General features: G+C 34.6%; 25 protein-coding genes and 1 riboswitch. Of the genes, 22 read left to right on the top strand and 3 right to left on the bottom strand.

Annotated elements, in window-relative coordinates:
- The first annotated feature begins 20 nt into the window (after positions 1 to 20).
- The 3 genes from NSS97_RS16240 (at position 21) to NSS97_RS16230 (ending at position 3068) form a co-directional block, all read left to right on the top strand.
- Positions 21 to 491, top strand: coding sequence for a hypothetical protein (locus tag NSS97_RS16240; RefSeq protein WP_002165464.1), 471 nt, complete (start codon positions 21 to 23; stop codon positions 489 to 491).
- 20 nt (positions 492 to 511) lie between these two features.
- The gene (locus NSS97_RS16235; protein WP_002084636.1) at positions 512 to 835 is read left to right on the top strand and encodes a PepSY domain-containing protein; all 324 of its coding nucleotides are present in this window, start codon (positions 512 to 514) and stop codon (positions 833 to 835) included.
- A gap of 925 nt (positions 836 to 1760) precedes the next feature.
- Positions 1761 to 3068 carry a condensation domain-containing protein gene (locus NSS97_RS16230; protein WP_341113398.1) on the top strand — a complete coding sequence of 436 codons (1308 nt, stop codon included), beginning with the start codon at positions 1761 to 1763 and terminating at the stop codon, positions 3066 to 3068.
- Positions 3069 to 3295: 227 nt separating this feature from the next.
- Here NSS97_RS16230 and NSS97_RS16225 read toward each other — a convergent pair whose 3' ends face one another.
- Entirely contained in the window at positions 3296 to 3619 is a 324-nt protein-coding gene (locus NSS97_RS16225; protein ID WP_341113396.1) for a hypothetical protein, read from the bottom strand.
- Positions 3620 to 3771: 152 nt separating this feature from the next.
- Complete coding sequence (locus tag NSS97_RS16220; RefSeq protein ID WP_044444161.1) at positions 3772 to 4164, bottom strand: VOC family protein; 393 nt, start codon at positions 4162 to 4164, stop codon at positions 3772 to 3774.
- Between the two features lie 115 nt (positions 4165 to 4279).
- Here NSS97_RS16220 and NSS97_RS16215 point away from each other — a divergent pair, with 115 nt between their 5' ends.
- Both NSS97_RS16215 and NSS97_RS16210 read left to right on the top strand, forming a co-directional pair.
- The gene (locus tag NSS97_RS16215) at positions 4280 to 6589 is read left to right on the top strand and encodes an AAA domain-containing protein (protein WP_341113393.1); all 2310 of its coding nucleotides are present in this window, start codon (positions 4280 to 4282) and stop codon (positions 6587 to 6589) included.
- Positions 6590 to 6664: 75 nt separating this feature from the next.
- Positions 6665 to 6766, top strand: a riboswitch (SAM riboswitch).
- Between the two features lie 88 nt (positions 6767 to 6854).
- Positions 6855 to 8060, top strand: a complete 1206-nt coding sequence (locus NSS97_RS16210; protein ID WP_044438483.1) for a M20 family metallopeptidase — start codon at positions 6855 to 6857, stop codon at positions 8058 to 8060.
- A 135-nt stretch (positions 8061 to 8195) separates the two neighbouring features.
- Here NSS97_RS16210 and NSS97_RS16205 read toward each other — a convergent pair whose 3' ends face one another.
- On the bottom strand, positions 8196 to 8636 hold the full coding sequence (locus NSS97_RS16205; RefSeq protein ID WP_001178569.1) for an Lrp/AsnC family transcriptional regulator: 441 nt from the start codon (positions 8634 to 8636) through the stop codon (positions 8196 to 8198).
- A 167-nt stretch (positions 8637 to 8803) separates the two neighbouring features.
- On the opposite strand from NSS97_RS16205, the gene NSS97_RS16200 reads away from it, so the two are divergent.
- From NSS97_RS16200 to NSS97_RS16120, 17 genes are all read left to right on the top strand, one after another.
- Positions 8804 to 9568, top strand: a complete 765-nt coding sequence (locus tag NSS97_RS16200) for an SDR family oxidoreductase (protein ID WP_131929160.1) — start codon at positions 8804 to 8806, stop codon at positions 9566 to 9568.
- Positions 9569 to 9903: 335 nt separating this feature from the next.
- Complete coding sequence (locus NSS97_RS16195; RefSeq protein WP_341113390.1) at positions 9904 to 10470, top strand: TetR/AcrR family transcriptional regulator; 567 nt, start codon at positions 9904 to 9906, stop codon at positions 10468 to 10470.
- Between the two features lie 58 nt (positions 10471 to 10528).
- Entirely contained in the window at positions 10529 to 12385 is a 1857-nt protein-coding gene (locus NSS97_RS16190) for an alpha/beta fold hydrolase (protein ID WP_341113387.1), read from the top strand.
- A 545-nt stretch (positions 12386 to 12930) separates the two neighbouring features.
- Positions 12931 to 13440 (top strand): DinB family protein, encoded by a 510-nt coding sequence (locus tag NSS97_RS16185; protein WP_107886632.1) that lies wholly within the window; start codon positions 12931 to 12933, stop codon positions 13438 to 13440.
- A gap of 532 nt (positions 13441 to 13972) precedes the next feature.
- Positions 13973 to 14278: an arsenical resistance operon transcriptional regulator ArsR gene (arsR, locus tag NSS97_RS16180; protein ID WP_000046014.1), complete on the top strand. Its 306-nt coding sequence runs from the start codon at positions 13973 to 13975 to the stop codon at positions 14276 to 14278.
- Between the two features lie 60 nt (positions 14279 to 14338).
- Positions 14339 to 14776, top strand: a complete 438-nt coding sequence (locus NSS97_RS16175) for an ArsI/CadI family heavy metal resistance metalloenzyme (RefSeq protein WP_044438473.1) — start codon at positions 14339 to 14341, stop codon at positions 14774 to 14776.
- 18 nt (positions 14777 to 14794) lie between these two features.
- Positions 14795 to 15835 (top strand): ACR3 family arsenite efflux transporter, encoded by a 1041-nt coding sequence (gene arsB / locus NSS97_RS16170; protein WP_148706583.1) that lies wholly within the window; start codon positions 14795 to 14797, stop codon positions 15833 to 15835.
- A gap of 25 nt (positions 15836 to 15860) precedes the next feature.
- A complete protein-coding gene (gene arsC, locus NSS97_RS16165; RefSeq protein ID WP_113770554.1) occupies positions 15861 to 16265 on the top strand; it encodes an arsenate reductase (thioredoxin) in 405 nt (134 codons plus the stop codon).
- Positions 16266 to 16410: 145 nt separating this feature from the next.
- On the top strand, positions 16411 to 17241 hold the full coding sequence (locus NSS97_RS16160) for a GNAT family N-acetyltransferase (protein WP_341113377.1): 831 nt from the start codon (positions 16411 to 16413) through the stop codon (positions 17239 to 17241).
- Positions 17242 to 17297: 56 nt separating this feature from the next.
- Positions 17298 to 18281: a phosphotransferase enzyme family protein gene (locus tag NSS97_RS16155; RefSeq protein WP_341113374.1), complete on the top strand. Its 984-nt coding sequence runs from the start codon at positions 17298 to 17300 to the stop codon at positions 18279 to 18281.
- Positions 18282 to 18333: 52 nt separating this feature from the next.
- Positions 18334 to 18933 (top strand): DJ-1/PfpI family protein, encoded by a 600-nt coding sequence (locus tag NSS97_RS16150; protein WP_044438464.1) that lies wholly within the window; start codon positions 18334 to 18336, stop codon positions 18931 to 18933.
- A 414-nt stretch (positions 18934 to 19347) separates the two neighbouring features.
- Entirely contained in the window at positions 19348 to 20259 is a 912-nt protein-coding gene (gene menA, locus NSS97_RS16145; RefSeq protein ID WP_044438462.1) for a 1,4-dihydroxy-2-naphthoate polyprenyltransferase, read from the top strand.
- Positions 20260 to 20546: 287 nt separating this feature from the next.
- Positions 20547 to 20873, top strand: a complete 327-nt coding sequence (locus NSS97_RS16140; protein WP_341113372.1) for a hypothetical protein — start codon at positions 20547 to 20549, stop codon at positions 20871 to 20873.
- 312 nt (positions 20874 to 21185) lie between these two features.
- The gene (locus tag NSS97_RS16135; RefSeq protein WP_088031549.1) at positions 21186 to 21872 is read left to right on the top strand and encodes a response regulator transcription factor; all 687 of its coding nucleotides are present in this window, start codon (positions 21186 to 21188) and stop codon (positions 21870 to 21872) included.
- Positions 21869 to 23653, top strand: a complete 1785-nt coding sequence (locus tag NSS97_RS16130) for a sensor histidine kinase (protein WP_341113369.1) — start codon at positions 21869 to 21871, stop codon at positions 23651 to 23653. The genes NSS97_RS16135 and NSS97_RS16130 overlap by 4 nt, the downstream gene beginning before the upstream one ends.
- Before the next feature lie 126 nt (positions 23654 to 23779).
- On the top strand, positions 23780 to 24463 hold the full coding sequence (locus tag NSS97_RS16125; RefSeq protein ID WP_113735225.1) for an N-acetylmuramoyl-L-alanine amidase family protein: 684 nt from the start codon (positions 23780 to 23782) through the stop codon (positions 24461 to 24463).
- 271 nt (positions 24464 to 24734) lie between these two features.
- On the top strand, positions 24735 to 25577 hold the full coding sequence (locus NSS97_RS16120) for a polysaccharide deacetylase family protein (protein ID WP_341113365.1): 843 nt from the start codon (positions 24735 to 24737) through the stop codon (positions 25575 to 25577).
- The last annotated feature ends 155 nt before the right edge of the window (positions 25578 to 25732 follow it).

Here is a 25732-nt window from a genome sequence, read left to right as displayed (position 1 = left end):
TGTAAAGGGAGGAGAACATAATGGGAAAATGGATGATGATTGGAGCAATGTCTTGTTTATTCTTAACAGCTTGTTCGACTCAAGCTGATAACGATACAGAAGTACAACAACTGAAAGTAGAAAACGATAAATCACAAAAAGAAGGTGCTCAACTACAACAAGAACCACACAAAACAGGGCCTGCTATGAATGATACTAAGCAAACACAAGATTTCAAAAACGAAGTCACATCTATTGTAGAAAAGGCAAATAATACGAAACCAGTTGGAGCAAAAGAAGATAACTTAAATACGTACTTAGCAGCAAAAAAAGAAATTGACCAATTAGATGACAAGATAGATCTATCTGATGATCAGCTAGAAGCAGATTTTCACGCTGGAACGATAACTGTTGAACAATATCAAATACAAGAAAGAGAACAAGATATACTTGAAGATCAATTAGAGCAAGCAGAAAATGTACTTGAAGCAAGATTTGGAATAAATGATTAATTATTAAGGAGTGGATGGAAATGTTAAAACATAAAAAGAAAATAATTATAAGTGTAATTGCTATTTTAGTAAGTGGTATTGCTATTGTTGGTGGATATTATGGTATGGGCTACAATTATGCGAAAAAGAATGAAAACTATACAGAGAAACAGGTTCGTGAAATTTCTTTAGCTCATACAAATGGAGAAATTATTAATGTGAAAAAAGAATTCGAATTAGAAGATGACAACTTAGCACAATCTAAATTTGAATATGAAGTGGAAATCAAGACACCTGAGAATCTATTAAATATTTTAAAGGTTAGTGCTAGAACAGGCACAATAGAAATCAATAAGGAAGATTAAAAAAATTGACAAATAAAATATCACGTATTTTAAAAAACTTCTAACAAAATTTGTTAGAAGTTTTTTCACGTTTATACTCTACTATTCTAAAAGGGGACTTGCTACATCGCTATCAAGTTAAGAAATACACTCATCTAAAAACAAAAATATAGACTGTATTCATCATTTTCTACTCCTCACAAAATGATTGTTTCTTAATCTGGGTGAATTTTTAGGTTGAAGGTTACGGTTCTTCAAACCGTTGCTGCACTTGCGAAAAAAGGGGCCAAAATTCCGGCTCCTTTTTTTCGCTATTTGTGGGCAGTAAAACTCCCACCTCAAAATTCAGCTGGAACAAAGAAGTTAGGTGAGAGCCCTGCTGCCCGTAAACACCCGATTGGGAAGGCTAATAATCAGTTGGGATGAACAAAACCCCCTACTGATTAAAGTTTCACTTTATGAAGACCTAGTTAGTTTGGAAGTTTGAAAATGATGAGGTGATACAAGTGCAAACAGGAGTTATTTGTAAACAATGTAATAATGAATACAAACATCTAAAGAAATATGATAAAAGGTTGGTGGTCCTCCATGCCCATCAACCTTTTATTATGAAGTAACACCTAAACGTATTATATTATTGTTTTTTATTAAAAAACATAAAAATAATTTATTTCTATTGATAATTACCAAACACAATTGTAAAATGTTTGTATATATATAAACTAAATAGATTTTCGTTTGATTTTATAGAGGGAGATAGTAAGTGTTAATAATAATAAAATAATGGTTATATCACCTACAAAGAGCCGTAAAAAGAATGGAACCAGTACGGAAAAGATACTTTTGTGAAAAATTCAAAAAATAATAATTATTTACTCTTGAAGAAAATTTACAACCATATGGAGAATAAGGTTATACAAAAAAGTCTTAAAAGGGGGACGAAATTATGGAACAAAGAAAGTTTTCAGTAACACCTCAAGATCGAATGAATTATGTATTAGGTCTTTATTCTGCAGATCAACAAATTAATACAGTTCTTTATTTTCCTGTAGGTATATCAAAGGAAATACTTGAACAATCAGTAAGGATAACGTTACAATTGCAGCCGGTTTTGAACAGCCGGTTTGTAGAAAATGATATCCCTTACTGGGAGGAACATGCATCTGCCACTAACTCACCTATTTGCCTTTTTGCAGAAGGAAATAATCAAGAACTTGAAATAATGGCAATAGACTTTATTAAGGAACCCGGTGATCGTATTCAGGGGCCTATGGTTCAAACAAAATTATTACGAGGCACTACAACAGATATGTTAGTTGTGAAATTATCTCATCTATGTTCAGATGGCGCAGGGGTCAAGGAATATATTAATTTGCTTGGAGCAATTTATACTAAACTTTCCTTGGGACAATCTAAGAATCAAATTATGAAGGAATTTGGTGAGGGAAATGAGAGTTTTCGAGATCAATCACATGTATTCAAATATGCTGGAATATCGGACATAAAAAGCGCGTATCGTCCTAACCAAGAACAACAGGCATCGTTATGGTCTTTTCCATCTCAACCCAACAAAAATAAATCCCCTCAAATGTCCGTACGGCGGTTGAGCCATGAGCAATCTCTACGTCTAACCCAATGGACAAAAGCACAACAGGCTACCTTGAATGATGTAATCATGACTGCATACTTCCGAGCTTTATCACATTTCACTGTGTATGCAGAACCTCGCACCGCAGAAAAAATGATCGGTTTAACAATTGATTTACGTCGATATCTGCCTAATTATACAACTGGTGCTATTTGCAACTTATCCGGCATGGAAATGCCAGTGATTAAAATGGAGGATAATGAATCATTTAATCAGACTCTCGTTCGAATTAAACAATCAATGGATAAAATAAAGTCTCAAAATCCAGGTCTGTCTTCAGCAGCAGGAATGGAGCTACTGGCAGGTATGAAGCTATCTGTGGTGAAGGAAATGTATAATCAGCAATACGAGCAGGCTTTACAGATGGGGATGGCGTTGCCGTTACTGACAAATTTCGGGGTGATCGCTGATGAACCTATTCAGTTTGGTGAAGTTCAAGCTGAGGACGGGTATATGACATCACCCATTATGTATGCGCCATTCTTTTCAATGGGTGCAAGCTTTTATAATGGAAGACTTACATTTACGATTGGTTATCATACACCGGATACATCAAAAGAAAAGGTAGACAAATTTTTAGAAAGTGTTGTTAATCAACTATCATAAATAAAAGAGAATATAGCGCGAAAATTTCTAGGGGAATTGTATTTTAGTGGCTCGTCCCCATGTTCATCAAGCTAATATTTTGAAGTATCCCTAAAACGAAAATTTTATATCACTACAACAGTTATTTATGAGAATTCAGGTCATTTTTTTCGTTTTGGGGTATTCGCTTTTCTTAGCTTGATGGTTATGGGCGGTACCCCAGTAAAGAAAGAAATAGGGAAAATACCCTATTTCTTTTTATTTCTATAATAAAATATAATTGTTAGGTCCAAAGTAATGATAATAATTAGAAGTAATACTTCTATAAGTGCTTCCGTTTTCCCATGCTGCAAAGACTTTATAAAGAAATCCCATTCTGTTTCATAGGGAGGCTCTGCCCAATTTCGTTGCAGTCCTACATAAATTCCATTTAAGAAAAAGACGATACTTAATAGAATCCTTCCAATAAATACGGCAACTATTTTTATATTCCAATGCTTTATCATGATTACATAAAGGATTGGAAATAGTATAAGTACCCAAAAGACAATAACATAGATTGTATTTATCATTCTTTACTCCTAACAAAATGATTGTTTTTTTATAGGTGAGTTTTCGGATTGAAGGTGTGTTTTATTGTTACTGGTTGCGCACTTGCAAAGATAAGGGCCGGAATTCCGGCTCTTTTTCTATCCCGCAAAAGCTCCCTAATTAAAGTCTTACTTTATCTCCCCGTCTCAAAAAACTCAATCCACTCTCCGTCAGGACCAGCGAAGAATATGTAACGTGTTCCATCTGGTAATGTTTCAATTTCTTCTCCTAGTAGGAAGGTTATTTTGTGTTTCTTTAGGCTTTCGATTTCATCCTCTAATGAATCCACTTTAAAACAAATGTGATGTACTTTTCCTTCTGCCGGAAGGGAAGAGTTGTAACCTTCAATTAGTTCAAGTATCGTTTCTTTCGATTCTTCCACACCTAAAAAAGCGAGTTTTAAGTCTGGATTTGGATGTCCCATACGTTTAATGAGTTGTAAGCCGACTACTTCTTCATAAAATGAAATAGATGTTTCTAAGTTTGCAACCATAAGTCCAACGTGTTCGATTCTTCTAACTGGCATGTAGATTCCTTCCTTCTTTCTGAAAATTATATACAATATATTATTGAAAATTAAGAAAATAAGCAAGATAAAAACCTTACAAATTTTAGCGTGTTATATGGTATAGTGAGAAAGTATGTTTGGGGAGAAGGAAGGAGATTATACGATGAATACACCTACTCAAACTCCTTCATTATCGGCAACGATGAAAGAGTGGCATTATGCATTAGCGTATGAAATTAAACATTGGAAAACGATAGGTGGTAGTAAAATTTCTATCATGAACGGTCGTTTTTTATATACAGATTATGAAAGTACAGTATACGTATTTCAGCTTATTTCGGAAGTAAGCTTACCTGAAGGTTCACCAATTCGAATTGAGTTCGATGGTGAGGAAGCGACGGGGGAAGTATTATCTGTACATGGATTAGAAATAGAACTGAAATTAAATGATTATATACAAGGTGAAATACGAGAAGCGGTTTTATACAGTGAACCGTGGCAATTGTTAGAACAACTACAAGAGCGATTGAAAGAGGCACATAAAGATAAGCTAAAACGTAATCGTATAAAGCGTCTTGTTGATGGGACGAGCAGTCCGAAACATATTGAAAAGATGAAAAATACGAAAAATGAATTGGCGTATCGTTCTTTTTACAATCCAACAACGTACGTGTGGGGACCACCGGGAACAGGGAAGTCTTACAATTTATCGCGTATTATTTCTGCTCATTATCAAAAAGGAAAATCGGTACTTGTGTTAGCTCATAGTAATGCGGCAGTTGACGTATTAATGAGTGAAGTAACGAAGCAAATTGAGAAGAAGAGGAAATGGACGCCTGGAGAAATTGTTCGTTACGGTTATAGTCAACATGAACATATACGAAATCATGAAACGTTACTTGCATCGAAGTTAGTTGAAACGACGAATGGATCTTGGGGAGAAGAAAGACTCTATTTAGAAGAGACACGACAAGATCTTCGTGAAAAGGTTTTATCATATAAAGCGACTTCTGCTGATAAGAAGCGTATACAAGAGATTGAAAGTGATCTTCGAAAGCAAAAAGCGAAAATTAAAGAAGTAGAAAAAGAATACATTGAAAATGCGAAAGTAATCGGTGCGACTTTATCGAAATGTGCAATTGATTCACTTATTTATGAGCGTACATTTGATTTAGTTGTCGTAGATGAAGTAAGTATGGCTTATGTTCCGCAAATCGCATTAGCTGCTTCACTTGGGAAACGTATTGTCGTTTGTGGTGACTTTTTACAGTTACCTCCGATTGCGATGGCGAACCATGAACTCGTTCGAAAATGGCTCGGTGAAGATATGTTTTATCATGCAGGGATTGTTGATTCTGTAAATAAATCAGAAGCACATCCGAACCTTTTTATGCTGCAGGAGCAAAGACGTATGCATACGGATATATCGAAGTTTACGAATTCATTTATTTATAAAAACAGAGTATACGATCATCCATCTGTTTCAGAGCGTAAAGAACTTGCGAAACTGCAACCGTTCGCAAATGAGGCGAGTGTTTTATTTGATACGAGCTTAATGGGAGCCTTTTCTTTAAAAGACGCTGCTTCCGGTTCTCGTTTTAATATTATGTCTGGTTTAGTAGCGATGCAAATGATGTTAATTGGATTGTTAGACGGTGTTCAATCTATCGGTGTAGTTACGCCTTACAGGGCACAGTCCCGCTTTTTATCAACGTGTATTAGAGAAATGTTGCAGAAAACGAAATGTCAAAACATACCAGTTTTAGCGGCGACAGTTCATAAGTTTCAAGGGTCTGAAAGAGATATGATGATCTTTGATACGGTAGATAGTTATCCGCAAGAACGCCCTGGCGTGTTATTCTTTGATCATAAAAACCATCGCCTCGTCAACGTTGCAGTGACAAGGGCGAGAGGGAAGTTCATTCAATTATCAGATTGCCACTACATGCGTAAAAATCTTTCGAGAAAACAAGCGTTATCGCAATTAACAGCTCATATAGAACGTCACGGAGATGTGTATGATCGCACGACATCAAGACAATTGTGGGAGCGAAAAATCTCGAAACGTTTACGCTGGTTTATGGAAATGAATCTTGAAGAACCGAAAGGGTTATTGAAAGATATTTTAGCTGCAAAACGAAAAATTATCATTTCACTTCCAAGTACAAGGCAAGTAGATAAACGAGTATGGCAAGCGTTAATGCGTACAAATGCGCAAATAACGGTGTATAGTGATGGACCAGTTCCATTAAAAAATGTAAAATTACAAAGGCAAAACAAAGCGTTCCCGTTTATAGTAATCGATGATGAAATCTTTTGGGCAGGAGCACCTCTTACATCTCAAATGATGTTTGAAGGTAGTATGGAATTTCCGTACATATGTGCAAGATTACAAGCACCTGAAACAATTGGCGTATTAAAAGGGTTTTTAGATATTCGGTAAATTCAGATAGGAATTCCTTGACTTTTGCCTGGAATGAACTTAGAATGAAAATAATTTAATACAATTTTATGAAAATTCTTATCACGAGAGGTTGAGGGACTGGCCCTATGACACCTCGGCAGCGGATTCTTTATGAATACTGTGCCAATTCCAGCAAGGTAACTTGAAAGATAAGAAAGAAGCTCATTTTGACTGTATATACAGAAGCCTCTTTCTATCTTTTAGAAAGAGGCTTTTTTACGTGAAAATAAAAGGAGGAAGAAAAATGGGAGCGACAGGAGTAACGTCACAAAGAAAAACAATTGAAGAGAGTATAGAAAGAAATAAGGAAAAGTACATAGAAACAAGTCATAATATTCATGCGAATCCGGAGATTGGTAACCAAGAATTTTACGCATCAAGAACGTTAAGTTTGTTGTTAGGAAGCGCAGGATTTCAGTTGCAGCACAATATAGCTGGTCATGAAACAGGATTTATCGCGCGGAAAAGTTCCGGGAAACAAGGACCAGTTATCGCATTTTTAGCGGAGTATGACGCTTTACCAGGACTAGGTCATGCATGTGGTCACAATTTAATTGGCACAATTAGCGTTGCAGCAGCGATCGCATTATCAGAAACGCTTGAAGAAATTGGCGGAGAAGTTGTCGTGTTCGGAACACCAGCAGAAGAGGGCGGGCCAAATGGTAGCGCAAAATCGAGTTATGTGAAAGCTGGCTTATTTAAAAACATTGATGCGGCGCTTATGATTCATCCGAGCGGAAAAACAGCTCCAACGAGTCCATCACTAGCGGTCGATCCACTTGATTTTCATTTTTACGGAAAAACAGCTCATGCAGCAGCCTCACCAGAAGAAGGAATTAACGCATTAGATGCGATTATCCAGCTGTATAACAGTATTAATGCACTTCGCCAACAACTCCCATCAGATGTGAAAATTCATGGAATCATTACAGAAGGTGGCAAAGCACCTAACATTATTCCGGATTATGCTGCGGCACGCTTCTTCATCCGTGCTGCAACGAGAAAAAGATGTGCGGAAGTAACAGAAAAAGTAAGAAATATTGCACAAGGGGCAGCGTTAGCAACAGGCACAAAAGTAAAAATTCATCAATTCCAAAATGAAATCGATGAACTACTCGTAACAAAAACATTTAATGACGTCGTAGCCGAAGAGTTAGAACTACTAGGTGAAGAGGTAAACCGTAAAGAAAGAGTAGGAATTGGCTCAACAGATGCAGGAAATGTAAGCCAAGTTGTACCGACAATTCATCCGTACATTAAAATCGGACCAGATGACTTAATTGCGCATACGAATGAATTTAGAGAAGCAGCACGTTCAGAACTTGGAGATAAAGCGCTAATCACATCGGCAAAAGCACTAGCAAATACAGCGTATCGATTAATTACAGAAGAAGGGCTGTTAGAGAAGGTGAAGGAGGAGTTTAGGGAGGAGCGGAAGAATCAGGGATAGGGAAGAAGGAGAATTATACTCGGGATTTTTTAGTAGGAAATTGAATGAAAAAAGAACCAGCCTATGGCTGGTTTTATTATATTATAAAAGAATTTTTCCACATACACTTCATATTTCTACCTTAGTACCCTCTTATCAGAACGACAATTTCTCTTCAAATTCACTCTTTAAAACAATTAAAGGAGATGATAATCCAAATTGCATTAAAGAGTCTAAAAATGCAGCGAGAGAATCCATCGAATCGCTCATGACTTTCATCATATAATTAAATTCCCCGCTAATTCGATATAAATCTGTTACTTCAGGAGCGGCATTACAATATTGGATAAAATCAGAGCATTGACTCGTTTTGAACATAATGAATGCTTGGATGTTTTTATTAATTTTGGAAGGCTCAAATTTCGTTCGGTAAGCAGCTATAACCCCTTGATCTTCAAGCTTGTTAATGCGTTCTTTTACAGCGGGCTGCGTCATGGATATAATTCGTCCTATTTCTGAAACGGAAATTCTCGCATTTTCATACAACAAGTTCATAATTTTATGGTCAATTTCATCTAGTTTTACTGCGTTTTGCATTGGATAGCCCCCCTTTTTTATTTTCTAAAGTAAATCGTAAATTATAACTATAATATCATAAGTGAAGGAACTAAATTACCTATAAATCTATATTTAAAATTATTAGTATTTGCTTAAAAATATAAGTATAGGATTTATTAAACGGAAATTTAGGAAGGATGAAAAAAATGAAGAATCTTGATGGAAAAGTAGCGTTAGTAACGGGAGCGAGTCGCGGCATCGGCCGTGCCATTGCAATAAGATTGGCGAAAGATGGGGCATTAGTTGCGATTCACTATGGTCGAAATAAAGCAGCTGCAGATGAAACAATTAGTGAGATTGAATCAAATGGAGGAAAGGCATTCTTAATTGAAGCGGATTTCAATTCAATTGATGGTGTCAAAAAGATAGTAGAACAATTGAAGAATGAATTACAAATAAGAGTTGGTACATCAGAGATTGATATTTTAGTAAACAATGCAGGGATAGGTACACAAGGAACAATTGAAAATACGACAGAAGAAGTTTTTGATGAAATTATGTCTGTAAATATTAAAGCACCGTTCTTCTTAATTCAGCAAACATTACCGTTATTACGAGCGGAGGGGCGAGTTATTAACATTTCATCAGCTGAAGTAAGACTTGGTTTTGCAGGGTCCATTGCATACGGTTTAAGTAAAGGTGCACTAAATACGATGACACTTCCTCTAGCTAAACATCTTGGAGAAAGAGGTATAACAGTGAATACAATTATGCCTGGATATACGAAGACAGATATAAATGCGAAATTGCTAGATAATCCGGAAATACGAAATTTTGCTACGAATTCATCTGTGTTCGGACGAATAGGGCAAGTTGAAGATATTGCAGATGTAGTAGCATTCCTTGCTTCTTCTGATAGCCGCTGGGTAACAGGGCAAATTTTAGATGTTTCTGGAGGATTTTGTTTATAGGGGCACTACTTCATACCCATCAATCTAATATTTTCATATCCCCCTAAATTAAAATTTTCTTTCTCTACAGATAGCTATTTTGAGAAGCCGCTCATTTTTTCGTTTTGGGGGCATTTCTTTTTCTTAAGTTGCTGGGTATGTATGGTGACCCCTATTAGACGATAGTGAATTAACAATTTCGGGGTTCAGTTCAACTTTATTCAAAATAAGATTTTTTTGCAGTAAAATCAATGTTAGTGGAACTTTTTTAATCAAACTTTTTTCTAAATTAACATAAATACTTGCAACATTTAAATTAGTACTATATAGTTCTAGTTATGACAAAGGTAAAATTAATGAATCAAAAACGTGTGATTGAAGTAGCTGCAACATTATTTTTAGAAAAAGGGTTTGCTTATACAAGTATGGATGAATTAGTACGTGTAAGCAAAGTTTCAAAGTCTAATGTGTATTATCACTTTTCTAATAAGGAAGTATTATTAGAAGGGGTCGTTGATTATTGGATTGGAATGTATCAATCTGCAATTGATGACGTACTTTCTCAGAACCAATTTTTAGTTGAAGATCGTATCCAACTGTTTTTAAAGCAATTATCACAAGGAGTTCAGTCGAGAGAGTATAAGGGGAGCTGTCCATTTATTACTCTTTATATTCAAAGTCCTACACAGGCCACGCAAATAAAAGAAAAAATAGGTCTTTTTTTTACAGAATTACAAAAGAAAGTTTCTCTATTACTTAAACAAGGGGGAGAGAATGGAGAATTCAGAAATACGATTAATATTGATGAGGTTGCATCACTTTTTATTACAAATCTTGAAGGAGCGTTATTTATTTCAGAAACATTGAAGGATGCAACTGTAATCACGAAAACAGCAGATCATTTATTTAACTTGCTTCGATAAAAGAAGCTTTTTTTTTACATCAAATTAGTACTGAATAGTACTAAAAAGGAGGTTTTATATGAGAACAGTATTTTTAATTGGTGGAACAGGCTTTATTGGAAAGCAATTAGTGAAAGAATTAGCCAAAGAGGATGTTAAAATTCTTCTTTTAGTGAGGTCGAAAAGTAAAGCAACACGCATTTTTCAAGAAAGAGGCATCTTAAAAAAGGCAGTTATGCACTTTATTGAAGGTGATTTGACGAAAATAGATTTAGGTCTAGGTGCTGAAGATAAGGAGAGGATATTGAAAACGGATGTGATTATTCACGCAGGAGGCCCCATGGATATTCAAGTGACAAGTAAAGAGGCAGCTTCCGTATTTTTAAATGGCGCCAAACATATTAGTGAATTAGCTAAAAGTATTCATCAATTGAAGGGCTTGCAACAATTTATTCATGTTGTAGGTTATATGAGTCCCTTTGATGATAAAAATAGCAAGATTGCAATTGATGTGTTTAAAGAAGGAAACAATTATTTGAAAATGAAAAATCCATATGAGAGAACAAAATTTTTAGCAGATCTTTATATCCGTCACCAGGCATCAGCAGTAGGTTATCCGCTTTCTGTAATTAATCCGCCAACTGTAGTCGGTAGTAGTAAAACAGGGAGTACAGAGCAGATAGCAGGATTAGGTTTGCTTGTGATGAGTATGCGAAGAGGGCTCATGCCAGTGATTCCTGGAGGTAAGGGATATAGGTTACCACTTATTTCAAACGATGAGCTTGCGAAGTTTATTGTGCAGGTTTTCAGATTGGAGCAACCGACTATTCAAACATATACACTTGTTGAAGACAAACAGCACGATCAGAACATTGCTGAATTATTAAGTATTATGTCGGAAAGTATGAATATGAGGGCACCAAAAATCTCTGTCCCAATGCCACTTATGAAAGCAATTATGAATAGTGGAGTAAGTAAAATAACAAAAATTCCTTCTGATGGACTGAATTTTATTACAAAACGAAAATTTTCAAATGTTTCAGCGAAAAAAATTATGGGAGGAGATTGGTTTAAGAAGACGAGTGTAATGAAATTTTTCCCTGCCGTAGTAGCTGATCTGGATTATCGAATGATGTATCAAAATGGCCAGCATAATCATTTATTTAAACGAACATTATGCGATAACACTACCCTTTACCAATTACAAGGAGAGGGTAAACCGTTTATTTTATTACATGGTTTATTGAGTGATGGAGAGGATTTATTTCCTTTAGCACAAGAGCTTCATGAAAAAACTGGTCAACCTGTATGGATCTTGGATCTTCCAGGTTTGGGACGTTCTCCTTTTAAACAAGAGAAAAATCTTCTAGATATCTATTTGGATGTAGTGAAAAAGTTATTGGAGAAAGCTACTAATGGTGCACATCTAATTGGCCATTCATTCGGTGCGTTTATTCTTCTGGAAGCATTGGTACAAGAGTACATAGATAAGAAGTATTCAATCACTTTACTTCAGCCACCTGTTGCTAAAAAAAATGCTAAATCGCTAAATGTTCCCCAATTTATGAACAAATGGACATTAAAATTGGCAACTACTAATTTGATAGGGCGTTATTTATTAAGTAATGGTTTGTTTGAAAGTATGGAGAGCATCCCTGAACATTATATCGAAAAAATAAGTAACAGTTTTACTTCTCCTAGAATTTTAAATACTACGGTTCAGCTTAACAGTTTACTACTGAAAAACGATCAAGGTGACTTCAATGAAGTAACAAAGTATAATCTTCACATTATTTGGGGGGAGTATGACAGAGGCTATTCTGCTCCATCGCATCTTGGTAAGGTTGATTTTGTTCCATATGGCCATCATTTTCCTCTTAGCCATCCGAGTGAAACGGCAACATTAGTAATAAAAAATAGTAATACTAGCAGATGAGAGTGTGGGATAAATAAACAGTGTGTAGTAAGATCGTTGTGTCTTTGAAATAAAATCGTACTGTATGGGGTCCCACCCCATACCTATCAAGCTATACTTCTGAAATATCCCCAAAACGAAAATTTCATCCTTTCATAGTTGTCCATAGGATCTTAGGTCGATTTTCATTTTTGAGAAGAATACATTTCTCAAATTGATGGCAATATGGGGGGAAATAATGTTACGATGTTTATAAAAAAGTAGTTAGACTAGTGTGTGTTACTCCGATTCATTTCAAAATATAATTGAAAATCCATCTTTAAATTAAAAAAGAAGGTGTTACCTTTATATATTAATAACTTCGAAATATTGTATAACAGATAATTTTTATGCATTATTGATTAACATTGCTTATTGTGCTAACGAATCAGGATAGTGTGGCGACCGACAAACTAAATAGTTGCTTATCCTCAATTATTAGAAGGACAGTTCTATCATTTCGCGAATTTATTAGACATAGACGAGTGCTATAATTTTCTATATCTACATATAAGAGGTGACTACGCATGAATCAAAGACCGTCAGAAGAAGAATACGCCGGGAACTCCGGCGAATATATCCGTTTGGTACCGGACGGTAACATCATCGATATTCTGCTGGCCCAGGAAAAGCAAATGACCGAGCTCCTGGCATCGTTGACCGAAAGCCAGTACGTGTATCGGTATGCTGAAGGAAAATGGACGCTGAAAGAAGTCGTGGGTCACATTGCAGACTCGGAACGCGTCATGACCTACCGCCTGCTCCGATTCGCAAGAGGGGACCAGACGCCTCTGACTGGTTTCGATCAGGAATTGTTCATGCCTCCTTTCGGAAGCTGGACAACCGCGCAATTGGCCGAAGACTACCGGGCCGTACGGCAATCAACGATCACATTGCTGCGCGGGCTACCGGCGGAGGCGTGGACCCGCAAGGGCACAGCCAACAACCTAAGCATTACGGCGCGCGCCCTCGCGTACGGCATCGCAGGACACGAACTTCATCACATGGGGGTCATCCGAAATCGGTACTTGAGTTAATCGTCGGCTGAGGCCTTTGGAATGGAACTAACACCGCTCATACAACCTTAGATACCGTTCTTATTGGGGTCCCGCCCCACAACCATCAACTTAAGGATTTAGACTATTTTTGAAATTAAAAGCACATTACTATTCTCTTATGTTAATGAGAAAGGGTGACGTGCTTTTTATGAATATGCACGAAAAACAAGAGTTATCTTTATTTGCCGAAGAGTTATATCGATTTTTTTCATTTGGGGGTATTTGTTTTTCTTAGCTTGATGGTGATGGGGCACTACTCTATAATGGTCAAATTAAAATTTAAAACAGTTATAGAGACTCCATTCCTCGGAAATATTGTAACTATTAAGTTGTAAAAAGAACCATAGTTTTTTATTTTTGAAAAGGCTATGGTCTTTTTTAATGGTGGCATGGATATGATGAGTGGAAGTTGTATTAATCAAAAAAAATTGATTAATAAGTTGCGTAAATAACTAAATAGTGTATATACTATAAATATCAAAAAAAGTTGATGAAGGGAGAGTGAACTACAGTGGCACAAGATTTTCAGCTCTATGAGAAAAAATTTAAAGCGTTGGCTGATCAGAAACGGTTAGAGATTATGTATGAACTTTGCCAGCGAGGTCAGACTTGTGTATGTGATTTAACGGAGATTTTTGAAATGACGCAATCTAAGTTGTCCTATCATTTAAAGATTTTATTAGATGCAGGTTTAATTGTAAAAGAAACAAAAGGTACGTGGAGTTATTATGATTTAAATGATGCGGAAGTAAATAATTTATTATCAGAAGAATTATGCTGTATCTTTAGAAAAACAGGCAAAGGTAGTTGCTGTTAAAATTTTGCACTATTAATCAAAAAAAATTGATTAATAGTATTTAAAGAGGAGGAATAAGCTATGAGATATGTTCACGTTGGTATAAATGTTACGGATTTAGAGAAGTCTATTGAATTTTATGAAAAGGTATTTGGTGTGTCACCAGTTAAGGTGAAAGTGGATTATGCAAAATTTTTATTAGAGACGCCAGGACTTAATTTCACGCTGAACGTACGAGATGAAGTGAAGGGAAATCAGGTAAATCATTTCGGTTTCCAAGTGGATACAGCTGAAGAGATTACATTGCATAAAGAAAGATTAGAAAAAGAAGGGTTCTTTGCACGTGATGAGATGGATACGACTTGTTGCTATGCGGTTCAAGATAAGTTTTGGGTAACAGATCCTGATGGGAACGAGTGGGAATTCTTTTATACAAAAGCACATAGTGATGTTCATAAAATTGAAGATACATCTTGTTGCACGACTTCTAACGTAGTAGAAAAAAATTCTTGTTGTTAATAGGAGATGGAAAATAAAATGAAACGTTTATCTTTTCTAGATCGATATTTAACACTATGGATTTTTCTAGCTATGGCTGTTGGGATTGGTTTAGGGTTTGTGTTTCCTAGTGTAGTAGACGGACTAAATACATTACAAGTTGGAACAACGTCTATCCCGCTCGCTGTTGGTTTAATTGTCATGATGTATCCACCGTTGGCGAAAGTTCGTTATGAGGAAATGGGCCGGGTATTTAAAGATGTAAAAGTATTGGTTTTATCTTTAGTGCAAAACTGGATTATTGGTCCTGTACTTATGTTTGTTTTAGCAATTATTTTTCTTCCAGATAAGCCAGAATACATGGTCGGGCTCATTATGATTGGTTTAGCACGTTGTATTGCAATGGTAATTGTTTGGAACGACCTTGCTGATGGGGATAAAGAGTATGCAGCAGGTTTAGTAGCTTTTAACTCAGTATTCCAAATGTTATTCTTCTCCGTTTATGCATACGTGTTTGTAACAGTCATTCCAGAATGGTTAGGGATTGAAGGGGCTATTGTCGATATTACAATGATAGAAGTAGCGAAATCAGTATTTATCTATTTGGGAATTCCTTTTATAGCAGGTATGTTAACACGCTTTGTACTAGTTAAGTTAAAAGGAAGACAGTGGTATGAAAAGGTATTTATACCGAAGATTAGTCCACTTACATTACTTGCATTATTATTTACAATCATCGTTATGTTCTCTTTAAAAGGGGAAATGATTGTTAGTGTACCATTAGATGTAGTAAGAATAGCAATTCCGTTATTAATCTATTTTATTGTGATGTTTTTTGTTTCTTTCTTTATGGGAAGAAAAATTGGTGCAAACTATCGGGTGACTACAACGTTAGCATTTACAGCAGGTAGTAATAACTTTGAGTTAGCAATTGCTGTAGCAGTTGGTGTATTTGGTATTCATTCGGGTGCAGCATTTGCAGCTGTTATCGGACCGTTAGTGGAAGTACCTGTAATGATTGCCCTTGTAAACGTCGCTTTTTGGTTTAAGCGTAAATATTTTAATGATCAACCAGTATAATTTAAAAACAAAGGCGGAAAACAACATGGAAAACAAAAAGACAATCTATTTCTTATGCACAGGAAATTCATGCCGAAGCCAAATGGCGGAAGCATGGGGCAAACAATATGTAGGAGATAAGTGGAATGTATATTCTGCAGGAATCGAAGCACACGGAGTAAATCCAAATGCTATTAAAGTGATGAAAGAAGTAAATATCGACATAACAGATCAAACATCAGATATAATTGATGTAAATATTTTAAATAACGCTGACTTAGTTGTTACCCTTTGTAGTCATGCGGATTCTGTTTGTCCTTCGACACCTCCGCACGTAAATCGTGTTCACTGGGGATTTGATGACCCGGCAGGAAAAGAATGGTCTGAATTTCAACGTGTTCGCGATGAAATAGGAGAACGTATAAAACGATTTTCTGAAACAGGGGAGTAAAGTAAAGAGTCAATCTTCTATTTTATAGGGATTGGCTCTTTTTTATTTTATATTTCATTGGTTTAAAACAACTATTACAACGATTAGAGAATATTTTGTCATGGTGGTAAAGTTAGAATAGAGCAGTTTCAGGGGGGGATAACATATGATTTCTGAATTAAACAAGACTGATTTTTATAAATGTAATAGTTTAGTAAATGAAAAAGGGCAATTAGAAGTAAAGGCTGTAATTGCAGGGGTGAATCCTGGTCGTATATTTGTAGATAACATCTATTCTCCTAATTCAAGACTTATTTGGTTAGGGAATAACGATGGATTCTTTTTTATAGGAAGTGCAGAAAATGAAAAGTTTAATAATGAAATTAGTAGTTTTATTGATGATATGATACAACCTGAGGTGAGAAAGGTAGGACTAAATTGCTTTGAAGCAATCGGTAATCATTCAAAGTGGAATAAAACAATCGAAAAAATATTTCAACATCGTAAATTAAAGAGTTGGAATCAAAGAGTGTATACGCTAAAGGAAGAGGATTATGAAGGTAATCATGAACCTAAAATTGAACCAGGGTATACAGTGTTGAAAATGAGCAAAACTCTTTATGAAAATCAAAGAGATGCATTGAAGAACATGGAGTTTTTACAATCAAAAATTTTAGAGTTTTGGTCCTCACCTGATGAATTTTTTAACGAGGGAATAGGCTATTGTATAGTTTTTGACAACATGATTGTAAGTGTTTGTTTTTCAGGGTTTGTTTTTGAAAATATACATTGTATAGATATTGAAACGATAGAAGGTCACCAAGGGAGAAAATTAGCTCAAACGATAGCTCATAGTTTCGTAAAAGAATGTTTGGAGAATAATATCATTCCATATTGGGACTGCATGGAAATAAATAAGCCTTCTGTGGCCGTTGTAGAAAATGTAGGTTTTACAAATGTGTTTAATTATGTTGGTTATTATTTTCCTTTTGAGTAAATTAAGTGTATGTTACAAACCTATCATCGAGGGTTCTCACATGAAAGGAAAAAAGGATGAAACAAATAATCAAAGACGTATTAATAAATTATTTTAAAGAAATTCATTCACTACTAGTGGAAGAAGAATTACATAAGGACAGTTGGCATACAGATTTGCATTATAAAATCATGGTGAATGGGAATCGGTATTCCGCACGGTTTATAAATAGCGAACGAACAATCAATCCGGCCTTTGGGACGTTATCAAATGAACAATTGAAAGAGCAAGTACGGTTTACGTATTATTTACGAGAGCATGGAATACCATTTATGCAGATTAAGGAGAATATGGCGGGAGAGTCATTTACATTTGTTACTTGGAATGGTGAACAGTACCGGTTTGTATTGTCTACTTGGATTGAAGGGGAACATATTACACATTGTACAGAAATTATGGCAGAAGCCTTCGGAAAAGAAGCAAGAAAGATACATGATATTTCTAGTACGTTTCAAAGCTCGACTTTTCAAAAGAAATCTCATTTAGATGGATATGGTGAGTTTATAAAGCTATTAGAAAATAAGGGTGGTACATGTAAGGAATTGCAGAGGTATATGGATTTAGCTAAGTATCATATAGAATGTGCACATACGAGTGATTTGGAGTTTATTGTACAAACTGATTTAAATCCTTTAAATGTCATATGGGATTCAAATCAATGTGTAAAAGGAATTATAGATTTTGAATCGATTGGATATGTAGATCGCATTGAAGGATTAGCCTTTTTAATAAAATGGTACTCTCGAACGAAAGGAATAGAGTCACATGTAGTATGTCCGGAAGTTGCTAGAGCATTTTTAGAAGGGTATAAAGCTAGTAACATTTTAACTTCAAATGAGTATAAAAGACTTTCTTCGTTGCTATGGTTATCTGGTAGTTTAAATTGGAACTTCGTTAAAAAGACGATGAGTCTATTAGGTGACGGGAGAGAATTAGAGGAACATTTGAAAGTTTATAGAGTAAGGGGAGAAAGGTTGTCTTCATTGTTAATTTGTAGATAATATTTCTTCTCTTTTGGGATTTATAAAACAAAGCATATGAGGTGTTCTAAAAATGAAAATACAAATTGTAGTGTTTGACGGTTTTGGAGAGCTTGTCTCCTTTGCACCTTTTGAGGTATTGAAAAGAGCGATAGAAGAAGGGGCTCCGTTTACGGTTGAATTAGTTTCTAGTGAACCAAAACAAGAGGTTACTACTTCGTTTGGAGTTACGGTTAAACTACATGATTTTTTACGAATGGATAATCGTCCAGATTTGTTAATTGTACCCGGCGGTGGCTGGAATCATAAAGCTGAACATGGGGCGAGAAAGCAAGCAGAGATTGGAACTTTGACCAAAATGATTAGAGAGATGCAAAATGAAGGAACGATTGTTGCGGGAGTTTGTACTGGAGGTATGTTACTAGCTGCATCCGGTATATTGAATGATAAAAAGGCAACAATGCATCATTTGGCGCAGAGTGAAATTAGTCAATATGGGGCAGAACTTCTTCATTACAGAATTGTGGATCAAGGCGATATTATTACTGCAAGAGGAGTTACTTCAGGAATTGATTTAGGTCTTTGGATCACGGAAAGGTTTGCAAGTCCCAAAATTGCAGCTGCTGTTGAATATAGAATGGAATACGAGAGGCGAGGTGTTGTGTGGAGTTAATTTGAATTCTTTTTCTTTTTCTGCAGTGGATTCCTTATAAAATGAAATCAATCATAGAGTGCCTTGTTCTGACTTGAACAATCTTAATTTTATATCACATCGCTATCAAGCTAAGAAAATAGAGCTACCTCCAGAATGAGGTTTTGCCCTAACTTGCAATAAAAAAGCTCGTTTTTTCGTTTAAGGTGGATCTGTTTTCTTAAGTTGATGGGCAGGTGACGGTACCACATTTAAAGGAATTTAGTTTTGTTAGCTTAATAGTAATTCAATTTTAAATTTTTTACTTTACTATTATTAGATTTGTTAGAAGGGGTATCATTTATTTGATATAATTAATGGATGTGAATCAAGAAATAGAAAGAAAGATACTTCTAGTGATTTTATACTTAAAATGTAGGGAGATTGAACAGAGTTATGGGGAATGAAAAAGAAATTAGTTCCGCTAAATTAATATGGAAGATGACGCGCCCACATACATTAACGGCGACGTTTTCTCCTGTAATTTTAGGGACAGTGGCATCACTTTATGTTGCCGAAATTCATTGGCTTTTATTTATTGCGATGATGGTTGCATGTTTAGCGTTGCAAATAGCAACGAATTTATTTAACGAGTATTATGATTTCAAACGTGGATTAGATACCGCTGATTCTGTTGGCATCGGTGGTGGAATTGTCCGTCATGGATTGAAACCAAAAAATGTTTTAACAGTTGCGCTTTTATTGTATGTGGTAGCAGCATTTATTGGCATTTATATTTGTATGAATAGCAGCTGGTGGTTAGTCGTTATTGGTTTAATTGGGATGGCGGTTGGCTACTTATATACAGGTGGTCCATTACCAATTGCGTACACTCCATTTGGAGAATTAGTTTCTGGATTGTTAATGGGGACATGTTTTGTACTTATTGCTTTCTTTATTCAAACGAATACGATAACGATTGAAAGTGTATTGATTTCCATTCCAATTGGAATTTTAGTCGGTGCAATTAACATGTCGAATAACATCCGAGATATCGAAGAAGATATTAAAGGTGGAAGAAAGACGTTGGTAATCCTCCTTGGGAGAGAAAAAGCAGTGGTAACACTAGCTGTAGCCTTTTTCATTGCTTATTTATGGATTGCCGTAATTGTGTTGATGGGTTATATAAGCCCTTGGGCATTAGTTATGTTCCTAGGTTTGAAAAAGCCAATCTCTGCTATTCAAAGCTTCAAAAAAGGAGCAAAGGATCCCGGGTATATGCGCATCGCAATGAAATCAACAGCGATGACAAATACGATTTTTGGCTTCTTATTATCAGCAGGATTATTAATCAGTTACTGGTTTTAAATAAAAAATATTGTTAAGTAACTTAACCCCAATTTCTCAATTTTAATATAGAGAGATTGGGGTTTTTATTTTTGTATTTCTTTAATAATGATCAAACTCTTTTATAACTCTACATTATGTAATAGATTAATTGAGATAAAGATCAGGATAGTTAGAGGAATGATTTTTATATTTGTCTAAGTTATAGAGGTTTTCAATAAATAAATAGTAAAATACAATATTTATTTATTGAAAAACGATAAATGTTATGTTAATCTTTAAAAAAAGATAGACAAGGATGAAGAAGAATGAAAAAAATATTTTTAGTTGGACTTTCTACCATAACTTTGATTATTATTGGTTTTGTCTCTTACATTACATTAACAACGAAAGATCCATTAAGTGACAAAGAATTTCTAAAAACTCAAGAAAAAGCAAAGGCAACTGCTATTGAATATTTTCAAAAAGAAAAACAGTTAGATGTTGTTATAACTAAAGTTGGAGTAGTGGGAGAAATAGGATATAAAGTTTGGATCGAAGGACATGAGCTGAATAATGAACAACAAAAAATTGATGCAATTATAGATGTTGCAAAAGAAGATAAATATAAAGTAATAAGTTCTAATATCAATTAAATATCAAGTATTACCTATAATTGATATTACCTTATAATTCTACCTTTAATATGAAAAAACGCTATCCTGTTTGTAGAAATATACAGAAAGGATGGCGTTTTTGTATGGATCTTTCGATTCAAGATGAGTTTCATTATTTGCTGAAGAATTACAGTTATCTCTGCATTTTATCTTTATATCAGCATGCTATTATCTTGATATAACTATGTTGCATTTAGTAGTGACAGAAATAGTGAAAGATTTCTAATTGGTTAAAATATAAAATGAACTATTTCTTCATAAAAATAAAATTAATCGTGGGGAAGATGAAATATGCAAAGAACAATTTTAATTGTAGAAGATGAAGACATTTTACGTGAAATAATGAAGGATTACCTACTAAACGAAGGATATAACGTCTTAGAGGCGATTGATGGGAAAGAAGCATTATCTATATTTGAAGAACATGAGGTGCATTTAATAATTTTAGACATTATGTTACCAGAATTAGATGGTTGGGCGGTTTGCCGGCGAATTCGTAAGAAATCTAATGTACCTATTATTATGCTAACGGCTCGGGTGGATGAGGATGATACTTTACTGGGATTTGAACTGGGAGCAGATGATTATGTTACAAAACCATATAGTCCTCCTATTTTATTGGCAAGAGCAAAACGATTAATTGAAAGCCGATATTCTTCCACTGTTAATGTATCTACTGCAGACACATTAACTAGTAGTGGTATCCATGTACATTTCCCTTCTCGTACAGTAACTGTAGATGGGGAAGACATAAGTATGACACATACAGAATTTGAAATATTAACGTATTTCATGCAAAATCAAGGGATTGTAATTTCGAGAGAACAACTAATCACTAAAATTTGGGGTTATGAATTCGCTGGGGATGATCGTACTGTTAATAGTCATATCCGTAATTTGCGTCATAAATTAGGACAAAAAGCGACTTGTATTGTAACTGTTGTGCGAGCTGGTTATAAATTTGAGGGACAGGTATGAAAAAAGGAATTGTATTAAAGTTATTTATATTAACTACGGCATTATGCACACTTATTTTAGTGACTATTTTTATTGGACAAACCATATTTTTTAAGCAATATTATTCGAATCGAAAAGTTAATGATATTAAAACGAATATTCAATCCTTTGAAAAGGCATATATAAAAGCTGGAGATGACGCGAAAAGGATTCAAGAATTGGAACAAAATTTCTACCAAGATAATGCGACATGGATTACAACGTTAGATAGTGTAGGGAATATAAAATATGCAAGTGATTTTTCTTTAGAAATTCAGTTAGATCCTAACCAAAATAAGACCTTTTCTGAACGTTTAATTCAGATACCGTTGTATAGTTTTGTTAATTTAGAAGATATACAAAGGATAAAAGATAGTTTAGAACAGGGGAATCATATTATTATCGATGGAGTGCAGGAAGGTGATGCAGTAGTCCCTGCGATGTTAACAATAAAAGAGAAGAATGTTGGTTTGGAGAACAAGCAGTTGTCAGAGAAGTTATATGGCCCAAAAGCCGCATCTTCAAAAGGAAATTCACAGTTATATTTAGCAGGAAGTATTAAGAACGTGCAGTTACCGGAGGGTACTGTAGGAACTAACTCTATTTATGGAAATCGTGTGTTAATAGATAGAATAAAACAATTTCAGGTTGATTTAATATTAAATCAAAAACCAAATAATATTACTTCTACAGAAATAGTGGATTATGAAGAAAATGATATTAAATATAAACTATTAATCAAACCAACAAAAGATGCAGATGGTAAGGTAAATTATATATTTGCTATGACATCATTACAGCCAGTTGATGAAGCTGTGCAAATGATAAAGGATTATTATGTATATTTAATTATATTTGTTTTGATTTTAATCGTTTTGATATCGTTCTATTATTCAAATAAAATTGCCAAACCACTATTACAAATAAATGATACTACAAAAAAAATCGCTGGTTTAGATTTCTCAGAGACAATACCTATTACTACAAAGGATGAAATAGGTGCTTTATCACAAAATATTAATACACTTTCTAAGGCTTTGCATTCGTATATTAATCAATTGCAGCAAGATATAGAGAAAGAAAAGCAATTAGAAAATACACGTAAAGAATTTATCGCTGGTGTTTCACATGAGTTAAAAACACCTTTAAGTATTATGAAGAGCTGTATTTCAATTTTGGAGGATGGTGTTGCTAGTAATAAAAAGGAGTATTACTTTAAAGCAATGTCAAAAGAAGTAGATAAAATGGATATGCTCATTATTGATATGCTGGAGTTAGCAAAATTCGAGTCTGGTACGTATAAAATGGAAATGGATGTTTTCTATATTGATGAGATGATTGATTATATATGTGAGCAATTAACCTCGGATATAACAGCTAAGCAATTACATGTCCATAAACAACTTTCTAAAATTGAGGTAGTTGCAAATCCACATCGAATAGAACAGGTGGTTACTAACTTTATTACGAATGCGATTCGTTATACACCAGAACATGAGAATATTATTATTTCTACATTAGAAGAAAATGAACGTATAAAAGTATGTGTAGAAAATAAAGGGGCTCATATCGCGCCAGAACATTTAGAGAAAATATGGGATCGTTTTTATCGAGGAGATACGTCTCGTCAACGTTCCAAAGGCGGAACAGGATTGGGCCTTGCTATTTCAAAAAATATATTAGAGCTGCATGGCGCGGAATATGGTGTTTCGAATACAGAAGATGGAGTATTATTTTTCTTCTATTTAAATAAAAACGTGTAGAATTGTCGTTCTACACGTTTTTATCATTTTTAAACAAAATCGACATTATCTGCATCTTATCTTTATCAGCATTCATTACTATTTTCATTAGAAACTGAATGAAAAGCTAATAAGGAGATTGTTAAAATGAAAAAAAGAGCGACATTGCTTTTATTTATAATATTAATAATGGGCACAGGAGTTAGTTTCATACATGCTAAGGGGCATAAAAATATATCACAAGAGGATTTACGATTAAGAGGAAAAACAATTGTAATTGATCCAGGGCATGGTGGAGGAGATAGAGGGACGAAAGGAAAGAAATTTGGAACGATTGAAAAAGAGCTTAATTTAAAAGTAGCACAAAATATAAAGAAAGAATTAGAAGAAAGAACGGATGCAAAAGTTATATTAACACGTGAAAAAGATGCGAGTTTACTTTCAGAAACAAAACAAAAGGAAGAATTGCAAGCGCGTGTCAAAGTAGTGAAAGAACATGCGGCGGATCTTTATATTAGCATTCATCATGATGCTTTTGAGGATACAAATGTAAAAGGAATAACAACTCATTATGGATCTAATAAAAGGAAAGATAAAAAATTAGCTAAGATCGTACAAGAAGCTATTTTTGATCAAAATATAGACAGCCGAGATAGAGGCGTTCATGGCAGTGATTTTCTTGTCTTACGAGAAAATCCTTCTCCGGCTATCCTAATAGAATTAGGGTTTACATCTAATGCGAGTGATGAAAAAAGAATGAATTCAGAAGAATTCCAAGCAAAATCGCAAAAAGGAATTGTGGATGGCATTATTAATTATTTTACGATGTAATAAAATAGGCAAATAGAAAAATACTATTCTTTCTAAATCTTAATTAGGAAGAGTAGTATTTTTTATTTTTGGTGTATATCCAGTTTTCAAATTTAAGAATTAACTTAACTTTATTCTTTAACTGATTTCGACATTATCTGCATTTTATCTTTATCCATCTCTATTAATCTATTTATTGTAAACACCGGTTGAAACGAATGATTCAGTCGAGTAAAGGCTCAGCCTTATAAATAACGAATATGAAAATTAATAGGGAAAGGATCGAAAAATAATGAAAGAATCACAAAGTAAGAAAAAAACAAGTCGATTAACTAAGGTAATAATATCTCTAGGAGTTGTTTTAGCAACGACCTTTTTCACATTCTTTTTAATAGGGAAATGGAACTCTATCCCAGCAAGGGGAGTAGCTAATGAAAATAGTAAACAAGTTAATACGCAACAACAAGAAAAGAAAAAGGAAACACCACCGACAAAACAGAAAAGACCTGATGGAAAACCGGTAGGAAAAGTTGTGTATTTAACATTTGATGACGGTCCTAGCGAATTAACTGGGAAAATTTTAGATGTACTCAAAGAGCAAAATGTTGCCTCTACATTTTTTATGCAAGGTAGCAATTTACAAAATACAGGTTTTCAGGAAAACGTAAAACGAACGGTAAAAGAAGGACATTATATTGGTGCTCATAGTATGACACATAATAGTGAGAAGCTATACAAAAAAGGACAATTTGTACCAGAGATGAAAGAAACGTTAGATCTTATTCATAATATTACGGGTACAAATCCTAAACTGGTCCGTCCGCCATATGGATCTGCACCAGGATTAAAGGGAGAGGAAATTCGGAATCAAATTGTAGAAGCAGCAATAAAAGTTTGGGATTGGACAATAGACTCAAATGATTGGAAATTAAAAGATAATCCAACTCAGATTATCGAAAATGTAAAGAAACAAACAACAGAAGAAGTAGAAGTTGTTTTAATGCATGAAAAGGCGCAAACATTACAAGCTCTTCCTGAAATTATTAAATTTTATAAAGAGCAAGGGTATGAATTTGGGGTATATAATGATGAAGATCATTTTCGTCTAAACTTCCAGAAAGATCAACGTTTATAGTGAACGAGGTTATCTTAACAAGGTGTTTTTTATTACTAAATCAATAACTAAGCCAAAAGCCGATTTCCTATACGATAAGGAAATCGGCTTTTTCTTTATAAAATTTTATTTAGCTTATGAAGCTTACGTTTTAAAATAATATATGAATTTATGTT

It is taken from the genome of Bacillus sp. FSL R12-0074 (genome assembly GCF_038005725.1).
Lineage (GTDB): Bacteria > Bacillota > Bacilli > Bacillales > Bacillaceae_G > Bacillus_A > Bacillus_A mycoides.
This window is presented reverse-complemented; position numbering and strand designations above follow the sequence as displayed.